Raw genomic sequence first — 16,861 nt, forward strand, 5'->3', positions numbered from 1 at the left:
GCGTCCCGCCCGGCCTTTGGGGGTAGTAGGCCCCCCTCGAAACGGGGCCCAGCACCAGTGTCCACACGGGCCCGCGCGAGCAGGCTGATCCCTGACATCGGCACAGCCAGACAGGGAGAGGCTCATGCAGCGTCGGACCATCCTCACCGGCACGGCACTCGGCGCCGCGGGCGCCGCATTCGGACTTTCGCGGCCGGCCGGGGCCCACTCCGGCCGGCCGGCCCGCGAGCTCGTCGCGGTGCGGGGCGTGACCGTGATCGACGCGGCCGGCGGCGTCCGGCGCGACCAGACCGTGCTCGTCCAGGGCGACCGCATCCTCGACGCCGGCCCGGCGCAACGGGTGCCGGCGTCGCACGCCACCACGGTCATCGACGGTTCCGGGAAATATCTCATCCCCGGCCTCGCCGACATGCACAACCACGCCACCGGCATCGACGACACCGACCCCGAGCTCTACGCGGTCAACGGCGTCACGACCGCCCGGCAGATGTCGGCCAGCGCCGAGGCACGCGAGTGGCAGCGGCAGATCGCCGCCGGCACCCGGATCGGTCCACAATGGTCAATCGGAAGCAAGATCATCGACGGCGCACCGTCGCTCTGGGACGGCCTGGACCCGGACGGGTCGATACACCAGTCGGTGGCCGGCCCCGGGCAGGCCCGGGCCGCCGTGCGGCAGCAGCAGGCGGCGGGTGCCGCCTTCATCAAGACCTACACCCGGCTGACCCGGGAGTCGTTCCTGGCCATCGCCGACGAGTCGGCCCGGGCCGGGCTGCCGTTCCTCGGCCACGTGCCCGACTTCGTCCAGCTGACCGAGGCCAGCGACCGCGGCATGCGCACGGTCGAGCACCTCTTCGAGATCTGGTACGACACGTCGGCCGAGGAGGACCGTCTGCGCCGCGGCGTCACCTCCGTGCCGATCGCCGGCGGCGACTACAACGGCTGGTTCAACCGGATGCAGCCGTACGAGTACGCCGCGGCCCGCACCTACGACCGGCGCAAGGCCGAACGGGTGTTCCGCCGCGTCGCCCGCAACGGCACCTTCGTGACGCCCACGCTCGTGCTGCACGAGACCAACGACATGCCCGAGCGGATCGACCGCCACGACCCGCGCTTCCGATACTTCAGCGCCGACATGATCGGCTACTGGGACTGGGCGCTCGACAACCTGTACCTGCCCGGCCGTACGCCGGCCCAGATCGCCCAGTCGCGGGACCTCTTCCAGCGCCGTCTCGGCCTCACCGCCGACCTGGCCGCGGCCGGCGTACAGCTCATGACCGGCACCGACCTCGGCACGACGTACCTCATGCCCGGCTTCAGCCTCCACGACGAGCTGGCGCTGTTCGTGCGAGCGGGCCTCCAGCCGATCGACGCCCTCGCCGCCGCGACGCTGCACCCGGCGCGCTACCTCGGCCGGCCCGACCAGGGCGTGATCGCCCGGGGCGCGGTCGCCGACCTGGTGCTGCTCGACGCCGACCCGCTGCACGACATCCGCAACACGACGCGCATCAACAGCGTCTTCGTCCGCGGCCGGCTCATCGGCCCGGAGGCGCGCGCCCGGATGCTGGCCGACGTCGAGGCCGCGGCGCGGCAGCCGAAGCCGCCCGCCGCGGCTCCCGTCGCCTACCGCGGCTGCCCCTGCCACGGCACGGCTCGCCGCGGCACCGCGGTCTGAACCCTTCGCCACCGGGCGGCCGTCGCCGCAAGGTGACCTGCGAACACCTGTTCACCCCAAATGTGCACTCGTACGAACAATTTCACAATCATCAGTGGAACTCCGATTCTGCCGGGGCCGCCCCGTAGCCTCTACGCAGCCGGTCAGGGAAGGAGTCCGCAGTCTTGGAGGTTTCCACCGCCGCGAAACAGGCGCCCGAGGTCTCCCTGCGCCGCATCGGCGGCCTTCTCGCTCCACACTGGCCGCGGCTGGCGGCGGTCACGGGAATCATCGTCGCGTCATCACTGGTCGGCATGGCCACGCCCTTTCTGCTGCGCGGGATCATCGACCGGGCACTGCCCGCCCAGAACCTGAGGTTGCTGAGCTGGCTGGTGGCGGGGCTGGTCGCGGTCGCCGTCTGCACGGCCGTGTTCGGTCTCCTGCAGACCTGGATCGCCACGGCGGTCGGCCAGCGGGTCATGCATCAGCTGCGGGTGGACCTCTTCACCCATCTGCACCGGCAGTCGGTGGCGTTCTTCACGCGCACCCGGGCCGGCGAGATCCAGTCGCGGATCACCAACGACATCGGCGGCATGCAGGCGGTCGTCACCTCGACCGCCACGTCGATCGCCTCGAACCTCACGACGGCCGTCGCCACGGCGGTCGCCATGCTCGCGTTGTCCTGGCAGCTCTTCCTCGTGTCGGTGCTCGTGCTGCCCCCCGCGCTCTTCCTGGCCCGTCGCGTCGCGAAGATGCGCAAGGAGATCACCGCGAAGCGGCAGCACGAGCTCGCCGACCTCAACGTGATCGTCGAGGAGAGCCTGTCGATCAGCGGGGTGCAGCTCAGCAAGATCATGGGGACCGGCCCGGCGCTGATCGAACGCTTCGCCGGCTCGTCGGCCCGGCTCGTGGATCTGCAGCTGCGCTCGCAGCTGGCCGGCCGCTGGCGGGGCGCCTCCATGAACATCATCTTCGCCGCGATCCCGGCCGTCATCTATCTGAGCGCGGGCCTTCCGCCGGCCGCCGGCACGCTGACCATCGGCACCGTCGTGGCCTTCACCAGCCTGCAGTCCCGGCTGTTTCAGCCGATGATGGGCCTGCTCGACGTCGGCGTCTCGCTGACCAGCTCGACGGCGCTGTTCGCGCGCGTCTTCGAATACCTCGACCTGCCGGTCGAGGTCGACGACCCCGTCCTGCCGGTCCGGCTGCCCCAGCCGGTGCGCGGCCACCTGCGGTTCGAGGACGTGAGCTTCACCTATCCCGGCAACGACGAACCCGCGATCAGCGGCATCACCCTGGACGTGCCGCCCGGCTCCTCGCTCGCGCTGGTCGGCGAGACCGGCTCGGGCAAGAGCACGGTGGCCGCGTTGATCGTGCGGCTCTACGACCCGTCCGCGGGCCGGATCACCGTCGACGGCTTCGACCTGCGCGCGCTGCGGCTCAACGAGCTGGTCGGCGTCGTCGGCATGGTGGGCCAGGAGACGTACCTGCTGCACGCCTCGGTCCGGGAGAATCTGCGGTACGCCTGGCCGGACGCCACCGACGAGCAGGTGGAGTGGGCCGCCCGGGCCGCGCAGGTCCACGAGGTGATCGTCGCGTTGCCCGAGGGCTACGACACCATCGTGGGCTCGCGCGGGCACCGGTTCTCCGGCGGGGAGAAGCAGCGGATCGCCATCGCCCGGACGCTGCTGCGCGATCCGCCGATCCTGGTGCTGGACGAGGCGACCAGCGCCCTGGACAACTCGACCGAGCGGGCGGTGCAGCGAGCGCTCGAGGAGCTCGCGCGCGGGCGTACGACGGTCACCATCGCCCACCGGTTGTCCACCGTGCGTGACGCCGACCAGATCGTCGTCATGCGCGGCGGCCGGATCCTGGAGGCGGGCACCCACGACGCCCTGATCTCGATCGGTGGCTTCTACGCCGCGCTGACGGCGTGAGAGCGCGCCCACTTGCGGAGCATGTTGTAGTGCGGCCGGTGGTGCCAGTAGCACTCGTACAGGAAACGGTCATTGTCTACTGTAGACCCATATGTGCGGTCGGAACGCTGGAAGGCCGAGCTGCCGGCCGCGTCGCGGTGCCACTGCGAAGTCCGGCTCCAGACCTTCTGATCGCCGGGCTGCCACGACAGCGACGAGGGCAGGAACGGTATGCCGGCGTACCGGCAGTAGCGCTCGACCGTGTCCCGCGCGTCGGTCAGCAGGTCCTCGGCCTCGACCACGAACGGCCGTACGCCGGTCGCCTCGCGGACTCGCCGCGCGATCTCCACCTGGTAGCCGTACCCGATCTCGTCGCAGACCATGTCCGGGTTCATCGCGTAGTGCGACGGGATCACCCGGCGCGGATCACGGACGATGAACGTGTGCCGGCCGACGTACGGGATGCGGTCACCGCCGGTCGTCAGATAGTCGTACTCGGTGGTCTCCTTGACGAACACCGGATGGTCGTCGGCGCGCTCCTCGAGCAGCTTCAGCAGCTCGTCGTGGCTGGTCGCCACGCGTTCGCCGACGATCGTGTGTCCCTGCACGACGATGCTCGAGAACGGTTCGTGGAAGACCTCGTGGTCGCCGCGTTCCAGCATCATCCGCAGGAACGCCGTCGACATCGACCTCGGTGTTCCCCAGAGAAAGAGCAGGCCCGAGGTCATGACGAGGCCATCCGGGCGACCAGGCTCGCCGGCCGGATGTCCCACCACGACTTCTCGACGTAGGCCAGGCACTCGTCGCGGCTCTCCGGCCCGAGGACCGTACGCCAGCCGGCCGGCACGTCGATCACCTCCGGCCAGAGCGAATGCTGCCCCTCGTCGTTGACCAGTACGAAGTAGCTGATGTCCTCGCGCTCGAACGGGTTGCTCATGCCGTCGGCCCTTCCGTGGGAGTAAGACGTATGTGTTCGGCCACCCGCGCGCCGATCGTCTCCAGCACCTCGGCCCGGGCGAGTTGCCGGTGCTTGTAGTTGAGGGCCATGACGTCGACGACGCCGGTGACGTACCGGTGCCACATGGGTGCGAAGTGGTGCTCGGACGGCCGGGCCGCGATCGCCTCGACGAACAGCACGTCGCCGTCGAAGACCGAGAACTGGTGGTTGTCGGTCAGCTCGATCATGTTCTCGTAGAAGTCGACCGTGGCCCGGCCCTTCTGCCGCATCAGGAACGAGTAGGGCCCCTGACGCTGCCGGAGCTGCTCGTAGAGGATGTCGCCGGTCAGGTGCGGGCGTTGCTCGGCCGGGACGTTGAGGTCGAAGTGACGGGCGACCGCGTTCAGCCGCTCCACCTGGGTCGCCGGGCGCTGCGGCGTCGGCCGGGCGTCGAGCATGGCGATCAGAGCGACCTGCTGGCCGGCGCGCTGGAGCTGCACGCCCATCTCGTGGGCGATCTCGCCGCCGGTGCTCAGGCCCAGCAGGTGGTACGGCCCTTCGGGCTGGACCAGGCGGATCTGCTGGACGTAGTCGGCGGCCATCTCGGTCATGGTTGCCGGCAGCGCCTCGCCCGGCCGCAGACCACGGGCCTGGACGCCGTACACCCCGACGGCCGGCGGGATCGCGTTGACCAGCGGGTAGTAGAGCCAGCTCAGCCCGCCCAGCGGATGGACGCAGAACAGCGACACCGGGCCGGTGCCCGCCCGCAGCGGCACCACCAGGTCGAGGGTCGTCTCCTCCGATGACGCGGCGAGCCAGCTGGCGAGGTCCTTGGCCGTCGGCACGGCCGACACCACGAGCGGGTTGACGGTCCGGCCGAACTCGGCCTCGATGGCCCGCGCGAGTGCCTCGACGGTCTCCCGGCCGCCGCCGAGGTCGAAGAGGTTGTCCTCGGCCGCCACCTCGTCGACGCCCAGCGCCCGCGCGACCAGCACGCGCATCCGGTCCTCGGGTGCGGCCCGCGGCTCGGCGTCCGGCAGCCGCGGCAGGTCGTCGACCCGGGCGGCCAGGTCGGCGAGCGTCAGGCTCTCGAAGACCGTGCGGAACGGCAGTTCAACGCGCAGCAGCGTCCGGAGCTCGTTGACCATCTGCATCGCCAGCAGCGAATGGCCGCCGAGCGCGAAGAAGTTGTCGTCGCGGCCCACCCGCGCCACGCCGAGCAGGCCCTGCCACAGCTCGGCCAGGGACTCCTCGACGGGTCCGGCGGGCTTCTCGTAGGCCCGTTCGCTGTCCGTCACGCCCGGATCCGGCAGCGCCCGGCGGTCGACCTTGCCGTTCACGGTGACCGGAAATTCATCCATCGCCACGAACGCCGACGGCACCAGGTGCGCCGGCACGACCGCCGGCATCTGCCGGCGCAGCCGGACCGGATCAGGATCAAAACCGACGACGTACGCCACCAGCCGCTTGTCCACGCCGTCGCCGTGCACCATCGCCACGGCCTGTTCCACTCCGTGCAGCCCGAGCAGCGCCGCCTCGACCTCGCCCAGTTCCACCCGTACGCCGCGAATCTTCACCTGCTCGTCGTCGCGGCCGAGGAACTCGATCGCCCCGTCGGCCCGCCGCCGGGCGCGGTCACCGGTGCGGTACATCCGCTCCCCCGGCACGAACGGGTCGGCGACGAACCGCTGCGCGGACAGCACGGGCCGGTTCAGATAGCCCCGGGCGAGCGGGCGCCCCGCGATGTAGATCTCGCCGGGCATGCCGGGCGGCACGTGGTCGAGGTCGGGTCCGAGCACGTACACGCGGGCGTTGGCGATCGGGACGCCGATCGGTGTGCCGCGGCCCTCGTCGTCGCCGTGGCACAGCCAGCTCGTCACACCGATGGCGGCCTCGGTCGGCCCGTACAGGTTGTAAAGACCGGCGCCGGGCAGCGCCGCGGCGAAGCGGTTCCGCAGGCCGCGCGTCAGCGTCTCGCCGCCGGCGATGACGTGACGAAGGCTGGTGCAGCGCCCGGCGTCCGGCTCGCGCAGGAACATCTCGAGCATCGACGGGACGAAGTCGGCGAACGTGATCCGCTCGCGCCGGATGAGCTCGACCAGGTAGCGGCTGTCGCGGTGCCCGTCCGGCCGGGCCATGACCAGGGTCGCCCCGTTCATCAGCGCCCAGAACAGCTCCCAGACCGAGGTGTCGTAGGTGAGCGGCGACTTCTGCAGCACCCGGCGGTCGGCGTCGGGACCGAACCGCTCGTTCATCCAGGCCAGCCGGTTGCGGACGGCGGCGCGGACGTTCACCACCCCCTTCGGCGTGCCGGTCGACCCGGAGGTGTAGATCGCGTACACGGCGTCCTCGGCGCCGACCGGCACGCCCGGATCGTGTTCCGGCTGCACCGCGAGGCCACTGCCCGGTCCGTCGACGCAGAGCAGCAGGCGGTCGTGGGCGGCCAGACGGTCCTTTGTGGCCAGCTGCGTGACGACGACGGTGACGGCGGTGTCGTCGATCATCGACGTCAGGCGGGCGGGCGGCAGGTCGGGGTCGAGCGGGACGAACGCGCCTCCGGTCTTCCACACCGCCAGCACGGCCACCACCAGGTCGAAGCCACGTTCCATGCTGATGCCCACCAGCACGTCGCGGCCCGCCCCCAGCCCGATCAGGCGATGCGCCAACTGGTTCGCGCGGCAGTTCAGTTCCCCGTACGGCAGACTCCGGCCCTCGAAACGCACCGCGGTCGCGGCCGGACTCCGGTGGGCGTGTTCCTCGATGAGCTGGTGCGGCCAGGGTTGCGCGTCCCAGTCGCGTACGTCCCCGGCGCTCGCGGCCTCGGCCGCCAGCCGCTCCGGTTCGCTCATCAACGGCAGCCGGCCGATCGGCCGGCCGGGCCGGGCCACCGCCTCGGCCAGAAGCCGGCCGAGCATGCCGGCCATCCGCTCGGCGGTGTCGTGGTCGAACAGGTCGCAGGCGTACATCACCTCGCCGCCGATGCCGGCCGGACGGCCAGACGGATCGAGGAACTCCACGAACTGAAAGCTGAGGTCGAACTTCGCCGATCCGGATCCCACGCCCATCCGCTGCGAACTGACCCCGGCGAGGCCGAACCGCGCCGACCGGCCGACCTGCGAGGCGACCATGACCTGGAACAGCGGGTGCCGGCCCGGCACGCGGGGCGGGTTCAGCTGTTCGACCACGCTCTCGAACGGCACGTCCTGGTTGCCGAAGGCCACCAGGTCCTGCTCGCGCACCCGGCCGAGGAGTTGCTCGAAGGACGGGTCGCCGGTGAGGTCGGCGCGCAGCACGAGGGTGTTCACGAAGAAGCCGACCAGGTCCTCGAGCGCCTCGTCGACCCGGCCGGACACCGGCCACCCGAGCGGGACGTCGGCGCCGGCGCCGAGCCGGAACAGCAACGCGGCCACGGCCGACTGCAGCACCATGAAGACGGTGGCGCCGTGACGCCGGGCCATCGCCGTCACCTGCTCGTGCACCTCGGCCGGAACCGTCAACGGCACCGAACGGCCGCGGTACGTCGGCTCGGCCGGCCGGGCCCGGTCGGCCGGCAGCGCCAGCTCATCGGGAACGCCGGCGAGCAGCTCACGCCAGTACGCGAGCCGGGGACGGGCGAGTCGCACCAGTTGCCGTTGCCACACGGCGAAATCGGCGTACTGCACCGGCAGTTCCGTCCACTGTGGTGAAAGGCCGGCGCGTCGTCGCTCGTACGCCTCGCCGAGGTCGCGCATCAGCGGTTCCATCGACGCGCCGTCGGCCGTGATGTGGTGCAGGACCAGCACCAGCGCGAAGTCGTCCGGCCCGAGCTCGAGCAGGCGCGCCCGCAACGGGATCTGGGTCGTCAGGTCGAACCCTTCGCGGACGACGCGCTTGACGGTGCTCTCCAGGTCACCGGGCGCGATCCGTTCGCGCACCAGCAGTTCGCCGAGCTCGGCCATCGGCACGACCCGCTGCCGCGGCTGCCCGTCGAGCAGCGGGAAGCGGGTGCGCAGCGGCTCGTGGCGCCGGACGACGTCGGTGACCGCCGCGCGCAGGGCCCCGGCGTCGAGACCGTCGGACAGGCGGACGACCACCGGGATGTGATAGGCCCCGTCGCTGCCGCGCAACTGCGCGGTCAGCCACATCCGCTGCTGCGGGTAGGAGAGCGGCACCATCGCCGGACGCACCTGGCGCCGCAGCACCGGCCGCGTACCGGTTTTCAGCACGGACGCCCGCTGGGCGAGCTCGGCCAGGGTCGAGGTCTCGAAGAGGTCGCGGACCGGGAGCTCGACGTTCATCACCGTCCGGACGCGGTTCACCAGCTGCGTCGCCAGCAGCGAGTGACCGCCGAGGCGGTAGAACTCGTCGGTGCGGCCCACCCGGGGAACGGCGAGGACCTCCTCCCACAGCCGCGCCAGCGCCTGCTCCACCGCGCCGACCGGAGGCACGTAGTCCCGTGCGCCGGCATCGGCGGCGGGATCGGGCAGCGCCTGGCGGTCAACCTTGCCGTTCACCGTCACCGGCAGCGAGTCGAGCATCATGAACACCGACGGCACGAGGTGATCGGGCACCACCGCGGCCAGGTTGCGGCGCAGGGCCGCGGCGTCCGGGCCGTCGGCGTCGGCCACGACGTAGGCGACCAGGCGGCGATCCACGCCGTCGCCGTGCGCCACGACGACGGCCTGGTCCACGCCGGCCAGGCCCATCAGCGCCGACTCGACCTCGCCCGGCTCCACCCGTACACCCCGGACCTTGACCTGGTCGTCGGCCCGGCCCTGGTATTCCAGCTGGCCGTCGGGCCGCCGCCGCACCACGTCGCCGGTGCGGTACATCCGCTCGCCGGGCGCACCGAACGGGTTGGCGACGAAGCCCTGCGCGGTCAGCGCGGTCCGTCCGGCGTATCCGCGGGCCAGCCCGGCGCCGGCGAGGTAGAGCTCACCGGCGGGTTGCTCACGCAACAATTCGTCGAGGACGTACGCGCGCACGTCGTGCAGCGGCCGTCCGATGGGCGGCGTGCCGTCGCCGGTCAACGGCTCGCTCACGGTCGCCGCGACGGTCGCCTCGGTTGGGCCGTACGCGTTGAACATGCGCCGATCGCGGCACCAGCGGGCCGCCACGGCCGGCGGGCACGCCTCCCCCGCCACGACCAGCGTCACCGGATCCGGCAGACCTCCATGTTGTTCTACTGTGGACAGTAGCGACGGCGGAAGCGTCACGTGGGTGACGCCGCGGCGCCTTATGACGTCGACGAGCGCGGGCCCGGGAACCAGCCGGGACCCGTCCGTCACGACCAGGGCCGCACCGGACAGCAGCGTCGTCCACACCTCGGACACCGAGGCGTCGAAGCTGACCGACGCGAACTGCAGCCGCCGGCTACCCGGGCCCAGGCCGAAGATCTCGGTCTGGGCCCGCACGAGATTCCGTACGCTGCGGTGGGTCACCACGACGCCTTTCGGCACGCCGGTCGAACCCGAGGTGTAGATGATGTACGCGGCGTGGTCTGCCAGCAGCGGCTCGTGGCGGTCGGCGTCCCGTACGGCGCCCGCGTCGAGGCCGGCGATCTCCTGCGCGATCTTCGGGTCGTCGAGCACCACCTCGGTGATCCCGGAGGCCGCCGACGACCGGGCGGCGGCCGTCGTCACCACGCATCGCGCCCGCGCGTCCGCCATCATGAACTCGGCCCGCGAGGCCGGATAGGCCACGTCCACCGGCACGTACGCTCCGCCGGCCTTCGCCACCGCGAGAGCCGCCACCACGAACTCGACCGACCGGCCCATCCGCAGCGCCACCACGACCTCGGGGCCGACGCCCTGATCGATCAGAAGCCGGGCCAGCCGGTTGGAGCGCTCGTCCAGGTCCACGAAGGACAGCGACGCGTCGTCCCCCGCCACCGCGACGTCCCGCGCACCGCGCCGCACTTGCGCGGCGAACAACTCCGGCAGGGTCGGAGAATCGAGCACATCTGCCTCCTCGAAGTGGCGACCCACGCCATCCGGTCGATCGCGCCTCGCTGGCCCCCCGGCGCTCCCGGTCGCGATGACGATCCAGAGTGGCGCAACGTCACGCCACTGTGGTGGCCCACGACAAAAACCGCAATATCGAGAAAATCACCGCGATTGCGATGCACAAGAACCCGGGCTGCTGCGTCACCGTCGAAGGGCGGCCACCGGGAATGCACGATGACCAGGCACGACACTCAGGGCGGCAATGGAACCAAACGTCCGCAAGACCGCCGTCGCGCCGAGGCGGCGCCGGCGCGGGCCCTCAGGACGGCATGAATCGGTGAGATACCGCGGCCGGCTCACCCAGACAAAAACGCGAGACACCGGGCTCGGCCCGGTGTCTCGGAGTTTCGTTCAGATCAAAGGGCCAGGCTGCCGGGCTCCTTGGTCGCCAGGCCGCGGCGCGCCCGCTCGGCCCGGGCCGCCACCTCGGCGACGTCCCAGACCGCGGTGGCCACGGCCACCACCACCGCGATGTTGGTCAGCCAGGTCAGCGGGTTGACCTCGCCCCAGTTCAGGGTCGCGATGAACTTCGGGTTGTAGAAGTGGTGGGTGGCCAGCAACCAGACGAGCGGGACCGTGGTCAGGATGCCGAGCGCGGCGTTGACCAGGGTGACGGTGTGCGTCCACACGCGGTGGCGGTGCAGCCAGACCTGGTAACCGCATTCGAGCACCAGCATCACGAGGAAGAACGGCCACCAGAAGCTCCAGTTCGCCGGGTCGAGCACCGGCTCGCGGGTGAACGTGAACTGCTGCATGATCAGCGCGACCATCAGCAGCACCGGCCAGACCAGCCCGGCCGCGAGTTGCCCACGGCTGACCACGGACGGTTCGTATTTCGGCAGGTCGGCCGGCTTCCACGTCGTCTTCAGCTCGGTGCGGGCGTCGGTGCGCTCGAGGATGGCGAAGACCAGCGTGGTCCAGAAGCCGATGTGCACCGCCGTGGTGATGAGCGCGGAGATGCCGCCGCCGATCACCTTGCCCACCGTCGGGTGGTCGAACAGCTGCACGGTCACCGCGACCGCGACCACGATCGGGAGCACGACCGTGTAGAGCATCTTGATCAGCCGGCGCCAGAACGGGAAGAGGTCGGGGCCGATCAGGTAGGGCAGGCGGCCCGCGTACGAATCGGCCAGCCGGTCGGGGTCACCCAGCTCGAGAAGCGTGGCCTCGACGGCGGCGTCGCGCGGCTCGCCCCCGTCGACCCGGGCGTCCACCGCGTCCTCGATGGAGGCGCGCAGCTCACGGTCGATGTCGGTGCGCTGCTGCTCGGGCACGCGGCGCAGCGCGGTGAACACGTAACGGTCGATGAGGCTGGTCATTTCTCGCTCCCCGTGGTCGGTCCGGCCGGCGCCGGCTCGTCAAGATCGGTGACCGCGGTGTTGAGCCGGGACCATTCGCCCCGGAGGGCGGCCGCGATCGCGTCGCCCTGCTCGGTGGTGCGGTAGAACTTCCGCGGCCGAGCCTCGTCGGTGTTCCACGAACTGGTCAGCAGGCCCTGACTCTCCAGGCGCCGGAGCAGCGGGTAGAGCGTGTTGGCCTCGACCTCGAAGCCGGCCTCGCTCAGCATCTCGAGCAACGAATAGCCGTAGCCCGGTGTGCGCAGCACGGTGAGGCTCGCGACGACGACCGTGCCCCGGCGCAACTCCTGCAGGTGACCGGAGAGCGTCGCATCCATTGTCATGCCACTCACCATAGTGTGTATCACACACTATGACAAGCCACACGACATTGTTCCTGCCTGAGCAGTGGGGACTTGCGCCCGGTGTGGCTCGCCGTTCTCCGGGCGACCCGGGTCCGCGCCGGTCGGAAACGGGGCAGTCAGGACGTTGACGGACTTGTATATTGACCCGGTTCGGCAGTACGGGGTTCGTACGGGGGGTGGCCATGGGGGAGCTTGCCGACCGGCTGGAACGCCTGACCGTGCGGGAGACGTCTCCCGACGGCCAGATCGCCGCGACCCGCGACCGTAACCAGGTCACGCTGCGGTTTCACGAGGGCGCGTACCGCTCTTACACCGAATCGGCCCTGGCCGGGCAGCTCGGCGATCTCGCCCGGTCGGTGCGGGCCGGCTGCCAGCGCGGATACTACGAGGTCATCGGCGACGTGACCGGTCAGCCGGTCAGCGCGGGCGAGGTGGAGCGTGAGCTCGACGGCCGCGAACGGCGGTTCTACGAGGCGCAGCGGGCGTTGCGCGTCGAGACGAGCTCGGTGAACGGCTGGATCACGGTCGAGACCGAGGGCCTCGACCAGTGGCGGGTGCGCATCCGCGACGGGGCGTTGCGCGCGCTGTCCGAGGAGCAGTTCATCTCGGAGGGTGTCGCGGCGCTGGGGCGGCTGCTCACGGCGTACCACGATCGCGACCGTGAACTGCGGGACGAATTCTTCGACTTGAAACTGCCAGAGGGAAGCAAGCTGCCGGACGAGAACGGACTGCCCGGGGGGACCGAACCGGCGGCCGGCAGCGAGGAGGGAGGCCGGGATGGTCGATTCTGGTACTGAGCTGGGCGCCGATCTCGGGAAGCTGTGGCTGTGCGGCCGGGCGTACCTGCCGAAGATCGCCGACGCGTTCCTGGCCGGCAACGCGCGGGCCGACGGCACCGCGACGTACGACGGGGCCTTCTCGCGTACGGGAACTGTGGGCCCTGGTTATGAAGTGAGCGTGCCCGGCCCGGTGCAGCCGGCCTGGACGGCGGCCCGCGACGAGTTGCAGCGGGTGATGGGGCAGACCGCCACCAACATCTACGCGGCGAGCGACGCCCTGATCCGGGTGACCGATCTTTACGCTACGGCCGACGGATCGAGCGCCGAGCTCAGTCGCGAGATCTCGAAGTTCATGGACGGCACGCAGCTGCCGCCGGGCGCTTCGAACTACGTACCGGTCGAGCAGCCGGGCGATCGGCCCGCCGTGAAACAGCCGGGAGACTAGATGGCAGCCGGACCAGGCGCATACAAGTCGCCCGAGGAGATCGCGGCCGCGGCGAAGAACGTCGTCGAGGCCGCGGTCAAGATGCGCGGCGAACGGGAGCTGAGATTCGTCCCCGAGGGCCCGGGTCCCGACCGCTGGGCCGCGGGTGCGAACTCGGCGGACCGGTCGATCGTGGCCGGCAAGTACGGCGGTTACGCCGTCGACGCGAACGGCTACTACCTCGGCACCGACGCCGACTGGGCCAAGGTGCGTGCCGCGTACGCCTGGATCCCGGGCCTCTTCAGCGGACGGGTCGATCCCGATCCGATCCGGTTCCAGCCGTTGATCGACGGGATGGAGCAGACCGCTCTCACCATCCACGACGACGACCATTCGGTGGGGACGAGCCCGGTCGCACAGTACGTCGACGACGTGAGCCACCTGACGGCGGACTGGAAAGGCCCGGCCGCGGACCTGTTCCAGGCGAACTTCATCGGCCGGCTGAAGACAGCGGCCAAGAACCAGGCCTACATCGCCGGCGTGATGATGCACGCGATGATCGCCGAGCGGGACATCTTCGTGGCGGTCCGCAACGACCTGGTGAGCACGGCCGGCGACACGGTCAAGGCGATCGAGGCGATCGACGAGAAGAGCTCGGGCGGTCTCAAGACGTTCCTGACCGTCGCGGCCGCGGTCACCGCGCTGGTGGCCGGCATCGCGTCGATTCCGACCACCGGCGGCCTGCTGCTACCCGCGGCTATCCAGGCCGACCTGTGGATCATCTCGGGTGCCTCCGCGACCCTGGGGCTGGCGACGTTCCCGGACCACAACGGCCTCAAGCTGGCCGCCCCCACCGTCGACGGCGTGCTCAGCAACATGATCGACTCCCTCACCAGGATCGACGGTTACATCACCACGCACGAGAGCGACGTCAAGAGGTGCCTCGACAGGTGCACCTCGGTGCTGACCGGGCCGGAGCGCGACCTGCTGCTCCTGCCGCCCCAGCCCGGCATGGTCAGCGACACCGACGCCGAACTCAGAACCGATTTCATGCCGCCGTGACGGGGCCGCCCACCTGAGGGCCCCGCTCACTCGCCGTCGACGTAGACCTCGGTCCGGGCGTCGGCGGCGCCGGCGGGCAGCGGGTACTTCGTGCCGGTTGTGCACGAACTCGCTCCCGGCGGCACGCTCGAGCAGGTCGCGGTCAGCGCGACGCCGGCCCCGCCGACCAGCTTTCCGGCCTCGTCGCGGAAGATGATGTCGATGTACTTCCCGTCGACGGGCCGGTCGTAGGCGGAGGTCAGGTCGAAGGTGTACGTCGCCGAGTCGCCCTTCCGCTCGGTCCTGACCTTCGAGGCGGTGATCGCCGCGAAGTCCGGATAACCCTTCGGGTACCACGTTGAGGCGCCGACGTTCACCCGCAGCTTGGTCGCCCCGGCCGCGCTCACGTAGATCTGGCCGCCGAGCCCGGTCCTCGCCTGCGGCTGCGTGGCGTGCGCCTGGTATTTGCCGTGCTCGATCTGGTCGTCGATCGTCTTGCCGGACGCGTCGGTCAGCGCGATCGTCACGCTCGTCCCGGTGGCGATCCAGGCCTTGCTGCTGCTCTCGAGCACGATCCCGAAGCTGACCTGGGGACGCCCGGTGCCGTCCGTGATCTGCGACAGCCCCTGCTCGGCGACCCGGACCGAACCCCCGTCCGGCGCGGTCGTGCCGCTCACCGGCGCCGCGGCACTGGTCGTCGGCGCCGGGGTGGGCTCTTCCTTGTTGTCGTTCTGGCATCCCGCGACGCCCACCGCGAGCAGCACGCCGCCCACGAGAGGTCCCCACAACCAGCGGCGCATCCATAGCCCCCGATGTCAGTCGAGCGTCCAATTTAGCATCGCGGCCTCCCGCCCGTGCCCGGCCCGATTTGGGCGACGCAGGGCGTTTCCGCTGACCGGCGGGCTGAGGATCGCTTGCAGCGAGGACCCTGCCTCGCCGGCGGCGGGACAGGGTCCTGAAGGCCTCAGAACGCCGAATTCTCGATCAGGCGGTGACCAGCTCCGAGTCGGCCGAGCGGGCCGGCGGCCTCGGGGCCAGCAGACGCTCGGCCAGCGGCGCGAAGACGAGGCCGATCGCCGTCCACAGGATCAGCTGGGCGCCGACCGAGTAGAACCGGAACGCGAACAGCACGTCGGCCGGGAAGCCCGGGAACACGATCTTCCCGGACGGGTCGGTCAGCGGCGCCGGAGTCTCGGTCGCCTGGTGGAACTCCTTGTTCGCGGCCAGGTGCCCGACCGAGGGCAGGATCAGCATGACGATCCCGGTCGCGACGAGGAACACCGCCCCGGCGATCAGCGAAGCGTTCCAGTTGCCGAACCGCGGCTTCAGGCGCTTGCCCAGCCACACCGCCAGCACCAGGAACAACACGCTGGCGACGGTCATCAACAGGTAGAGCTCGCCGCGCTGGCGGATGGTGTCCTCGTGGCCGATGGCCGGCGGGTTGGCCGGGTACTTCGCGAACGGCACCAGGTACATGCTGAGGAAGCCGCCTCCGGCGACCAGCAGCGCCAGGCTGCGCGGCTTGAGGTTGCCGGAACGGCCCAGGTAGAGGGCGTACGCGATGGCGAAGAGCCCGCCCATGGCCGCGCCGAAGAAGATCAGCGCGACCCCTACGCCGACGTCGGCCTGGATCGTTCGGGAGAAGATGTCCGGGCCCTCGGCCGGCACCGTCATCCCGGCCGTCTTGTCGAGGGCGTCCTGAGCGGCGTTGCGGGCGCTCTCGAAGTCGATCGCCTTCTGGATCTGCGGCTCGGCGAAGATCCGGGCGAACACGAACGCGAGCAGCCCACCGATGGCGCCGGCGAGAACGCCGCGCCAGATGATGCGCTTTTCCATTGTCTCGGCCTGCTCCTCGAGCGTCAGTGGCAGGGGAAGCCGAGGAAGTGGCGGCCGTCGTGCACGAACTCGTGGACGTGCATGTCGCTGCCGAACACCGACCAGGCCCCCTGGTCGACGCCGATGAAGTAGTAGATCGCCAGCGCGATCAGTGCGGTGCCGGCCAGCCAGAGAACGGCGCGCGAGTTGGGGATGACCAGCGGGGTGGCCGCGGTCGTGGGCTGAGACATCGAGCTCATGAAAGCCTCCTTGGGGATCCTGCGTCCCTCGTTGCGGTTGGGCGTGGGCTCGGCGAAGTATCTGACTTGGCCGGCAACCTGACGGGCTGCCGGTTCACAGTGGCGCGACCGTGCTGGATCTTCCCCAGCTTCCTCACACCGACCCGAAGCTGACGCTAGCTGGGCCGGAAGCACGACGTCAACGTGAGCTCGCGTGTCGCGCAAGCGTGTCGGGCCAGAAAGCCCCACTCGTCATCAAAAGGCTCAGGTGGGCGGCCGGCACTTGAAGCGACACCCGAACGTGACGAGAAGTGGGCGACACGCCCGCCACACCATCTGGTGTGACCAATCTTCGGCCGGACCCACATATGGT

General features: G+C 70.5%; 13 protein-coding genes. 5 read left to right on the forward strand and 8 right to left on the reverse strand.

From position 1 onward, the window contains the following. Positions 1-124: 124 nt before the first annotated feature. A complete protein-coding gene (locus tag AB0M88_RS09410) occupies positions 125-1,672 on the forward strand; it encodes an amidohydrolase family protein (protein WP_364097949.1) in 1,548 nt (515 codons plus the stop codon). A gap of 164 nt (positions 1,673-1,836) precedes the next feature. Continuing rightward, on the forward strand, positions 1,837-3,588 hold the full coding sequence (locus AB0M88_RS09415; protein ID WP_364097952.1) for an ABC transporter ATP-binding protein: 1,752 nt from the start codon (positions 1,837-1,839) through the stop codon (positions 3,586-3,588). Here the strand turns inward: AB0M88_RS09415 and AB0M88_RS09420 are convergent. From AB0M88_RS09420 to AB0M88_RS09440, 5 genes are all read right to left on the reverse strand, one after another. Continuing rightward, positions 3,567-4,253 carry a hypothetical protein gene (locus tag AB0M88_RS09420; protein WP_364097955.1) on the reverse strand — a complete coding sequence of 229 codons (687 nt, stop codon included), beginning with the start codon at positions 4,251-4,253 and terminating at the stop codon, positions 3,567-3,569. The genes AB0M88_RS09415 and AB0M88_RS09420 overlap by 22 nt on opposite strands. A gap of 38 nt (positions 4,254-4,291) precedes the next feature. Continuing rightward, the gene (locus AB0M88_RS09425) at positions 4,292-4,504 is read right to left on the reverse strand and encodes an MbtH family protein (protein ID WP_364097958.1); all 213 of its coding nucleotides are present in this window, start codon (positions 4,502-4,504) and stop codon (positions 4,292-4,294) included. Further along, the gene (locus AB0M88_RS09430) at positions 4,501-10,443 is read right to left on the reverse strand and encodes an amino acid adenylation domain-containing protein (protein WP_364097961.1); all 5,943 of its coding nucleotides are present in this window, start codon (positions 10,441-10,443) and stop codon (positions 4,501-4,503) included. The genes AB0M88_RS09425 and AB0M88_RS09430 overlap by 4 nt, the downstream gene beginning before the upstream one ends. Before the next feature lie 401 nt (positions 10,444-10,844). After that, a complete protein-coding gene (locus AB0M88_RS09435) occupies positions 10,845-11,807 on the reverse strand; it encodes a permease prefix domain 1-containing protein (RefSeq protein WP_364097963.1) in 963 nt (320 codons plus the stop codon). Then, the gene (locus tag AB0M88_RS09440; RefSeq protein WP_364097965.1) at positions 11,804-12,169 is read right to left on the reverse strand and encodes a PadR family transcriptional regulator; all 366 of its coding nucleotides are present in this window, start codon (positions 12,167-12,169) and stop codon (positions 11,804-11,806) included. Before AB0M88_RS09440 ends, AB0M88_RS09435 begins: the two co-directional genes overlap by 4 nt. A gap of 203 nt (positions 12,170-12,372) precedes the next feature. On the opposite strand from AB0M88_RS09440, the gene AB0M88_RS09445 reads away from it, so the two are divergent. Genes AB0M88_RS09445 through AB0M88_RS09455 form a run of 3 tightly spaced genes read left to right on the forward strand, consistent with a single transcriptional unit; the run spans position 12,373 to position 14,455 of the window. Further along, on the forward strand, positions 12,373-12,987 hold the full coding sequence (locus AB0M88_RS09445; protein WP_364097968.1) for a hypothetical protein: 615 nt from the start codon (positions 12,373-12,375) through the stop codon (positions 12,985-12,987). Continuing rightward, entirely contained in the window at positions 12,968-13,414 is a 447-nt protein-coding gene (locus AB0M88_RS09450) for a hypothetical protein (RefSeq protein WP_364097971.1), read from the forward strand. The genes AB0M88_RS09445 and AB0M88_RS09450 overlap by 20 nt, the downstream gene beginning before the upstream one ends. Then, positions 13,415-14,455, forward strand: coding sequence for a hypothetical protein (locus tag AB0M88_RS09455; RefSeq protein ID WP_364097974.1), 1,041 nt, complete (start codon positions 13,415-13,417; stop codon positions 14,453-14,455). It begins immediately after the preceding gene. A 26-nt stretch (positions 14,456-14,481) separates the two neighbouring features. Here AB0M88_RS09455 and AB0M88_RS09460 read toward each other — a convergent pair whose 3' ends face one another. The 3 genes from AB0M88_RS09460 to AB0M88_RS09470 form a co-directional block, all read right to left on the reverse strand. Continuing rightward, positions 14,482-15,198: a hypothetical protein gene (locus AB0M88_RS09460; RefSeq protein WP_364097976.1), complete on the reverse strand. Its 717-nt coding sequence runs from the start codon at positions 15,196-15,198 to the stop codon at positions 14,482-14,484. A 220-nt stretch (positions 15,199-15,418) separates the two neighbouring features. Beyond that, the gene (locus AB0M88_RS09465; RefSeq protein ID WP_364097979.1) at positions 15,419-16,270 is read right to left on the reverse strand and encodes a CbtA family protein; all 852 of its coding nucleotides are present in this window, start codon (positions 16,268-16,270) and stop codon (positions 15,419-15,421) included. 23 nt (positions 16,271-16,293) lie between these two features. Further along, positions 16,294-16,500 (reverse strand): CbtB-domain containing protein, encoded by a 207-nt coding sequence (locus AB0M88_RS09470; RefSeq protein WP_364098080.1) that lies wholly within the window; start codon positions 16,498-16,500, stop codon positions 16,294-16,296. Between the last annotated feature and the right edge of the window lie 361 nt (positions 16,501-16,861).

This window comes from Actinoplanes sp. NPDC051411 (assembly GCF_040682075.1).
In the GTDB taxonomy this organism is placed as follows: domain Bacteria; phylum Actinomycetota; class Actinomycetes; order Mycobacteriales; family Micromonosporaceae; genus Actinoplanes.

Bases quoted from the DNA above. Each gene is read 5' to 3' on its own strand.
- AB0M88_RS09410 (WP_364097949.1), top strand. From the start codon at position 125: ATGCAGCGTCGGACCATCCTCACCGGCACGGCACTCGGCGCCGCGGGC.
- AB0M88_RS09420 (WP_364097955.1), bottom strand. From the start codon at position 4,253: ATGTCGACGGCGTTCCTGCGGATGATGCTGGAACGCGGCGACCACGAG.
- AB0M88_RS09425 (WP_364097958.1), bottom strand. From the start codon at position 4,504: ATGAGCAACCCGTTCGAGCGCGAGGACATCAGCTACTTCGTACTGGTC.
- AB0M88_RS09435 (WP_364097963.1), bottom strand. From the start codon at position 11,807: ATGACCAGCCTCATCGACCGTTACGTGTTCACCGCGCTGCGCCGCGTG.
- AB0M88_RS09440 (WP_364097965.1), bottom strand. From the start codon at position 12,169: ATGACAATGGATGCGACGCTCTCCGGTCACCTGCAGGAGTTGCGCCGG.
- AB0M88_RS09445 (WP_364097968.1), top strand. From the start codon at position 12,373: ATGGGGGAGCTTGCCGACCGGCTGGAACGCCTGACCGTGCGGGAGACG.
- AB0M88_RS09450 (WP_364097971.1), top strand. From the start codon at position 12,968: ATGGTCGATTCTGGTACTGAGCTGGGCGCCGATCTCGGGAAGCTGTGG.
- AB0M88_RS09455 (WP_364097974.1), top strand. From the start codon at position 13,415: ATGGCAGCCGGACCAGGCGCATACAAGTCGCCCGAGGAGATCGCGGCC.
- AB0M88_RS09465 (WP_364097979.1), bottom strand. From the start codon at position 16,270: ATGGAAAAGCGCATCATCTGGCGCGGCGTTCTCGCCGGCGCCATCGGT.
- AB0M88_RS09470 (WP_364098080.1), bottom strand. From the start codon at position 16,500: ATGTCTCAGCCCACGACCGCGGCCACCCCGCTGGTCATCCCCAACTCG.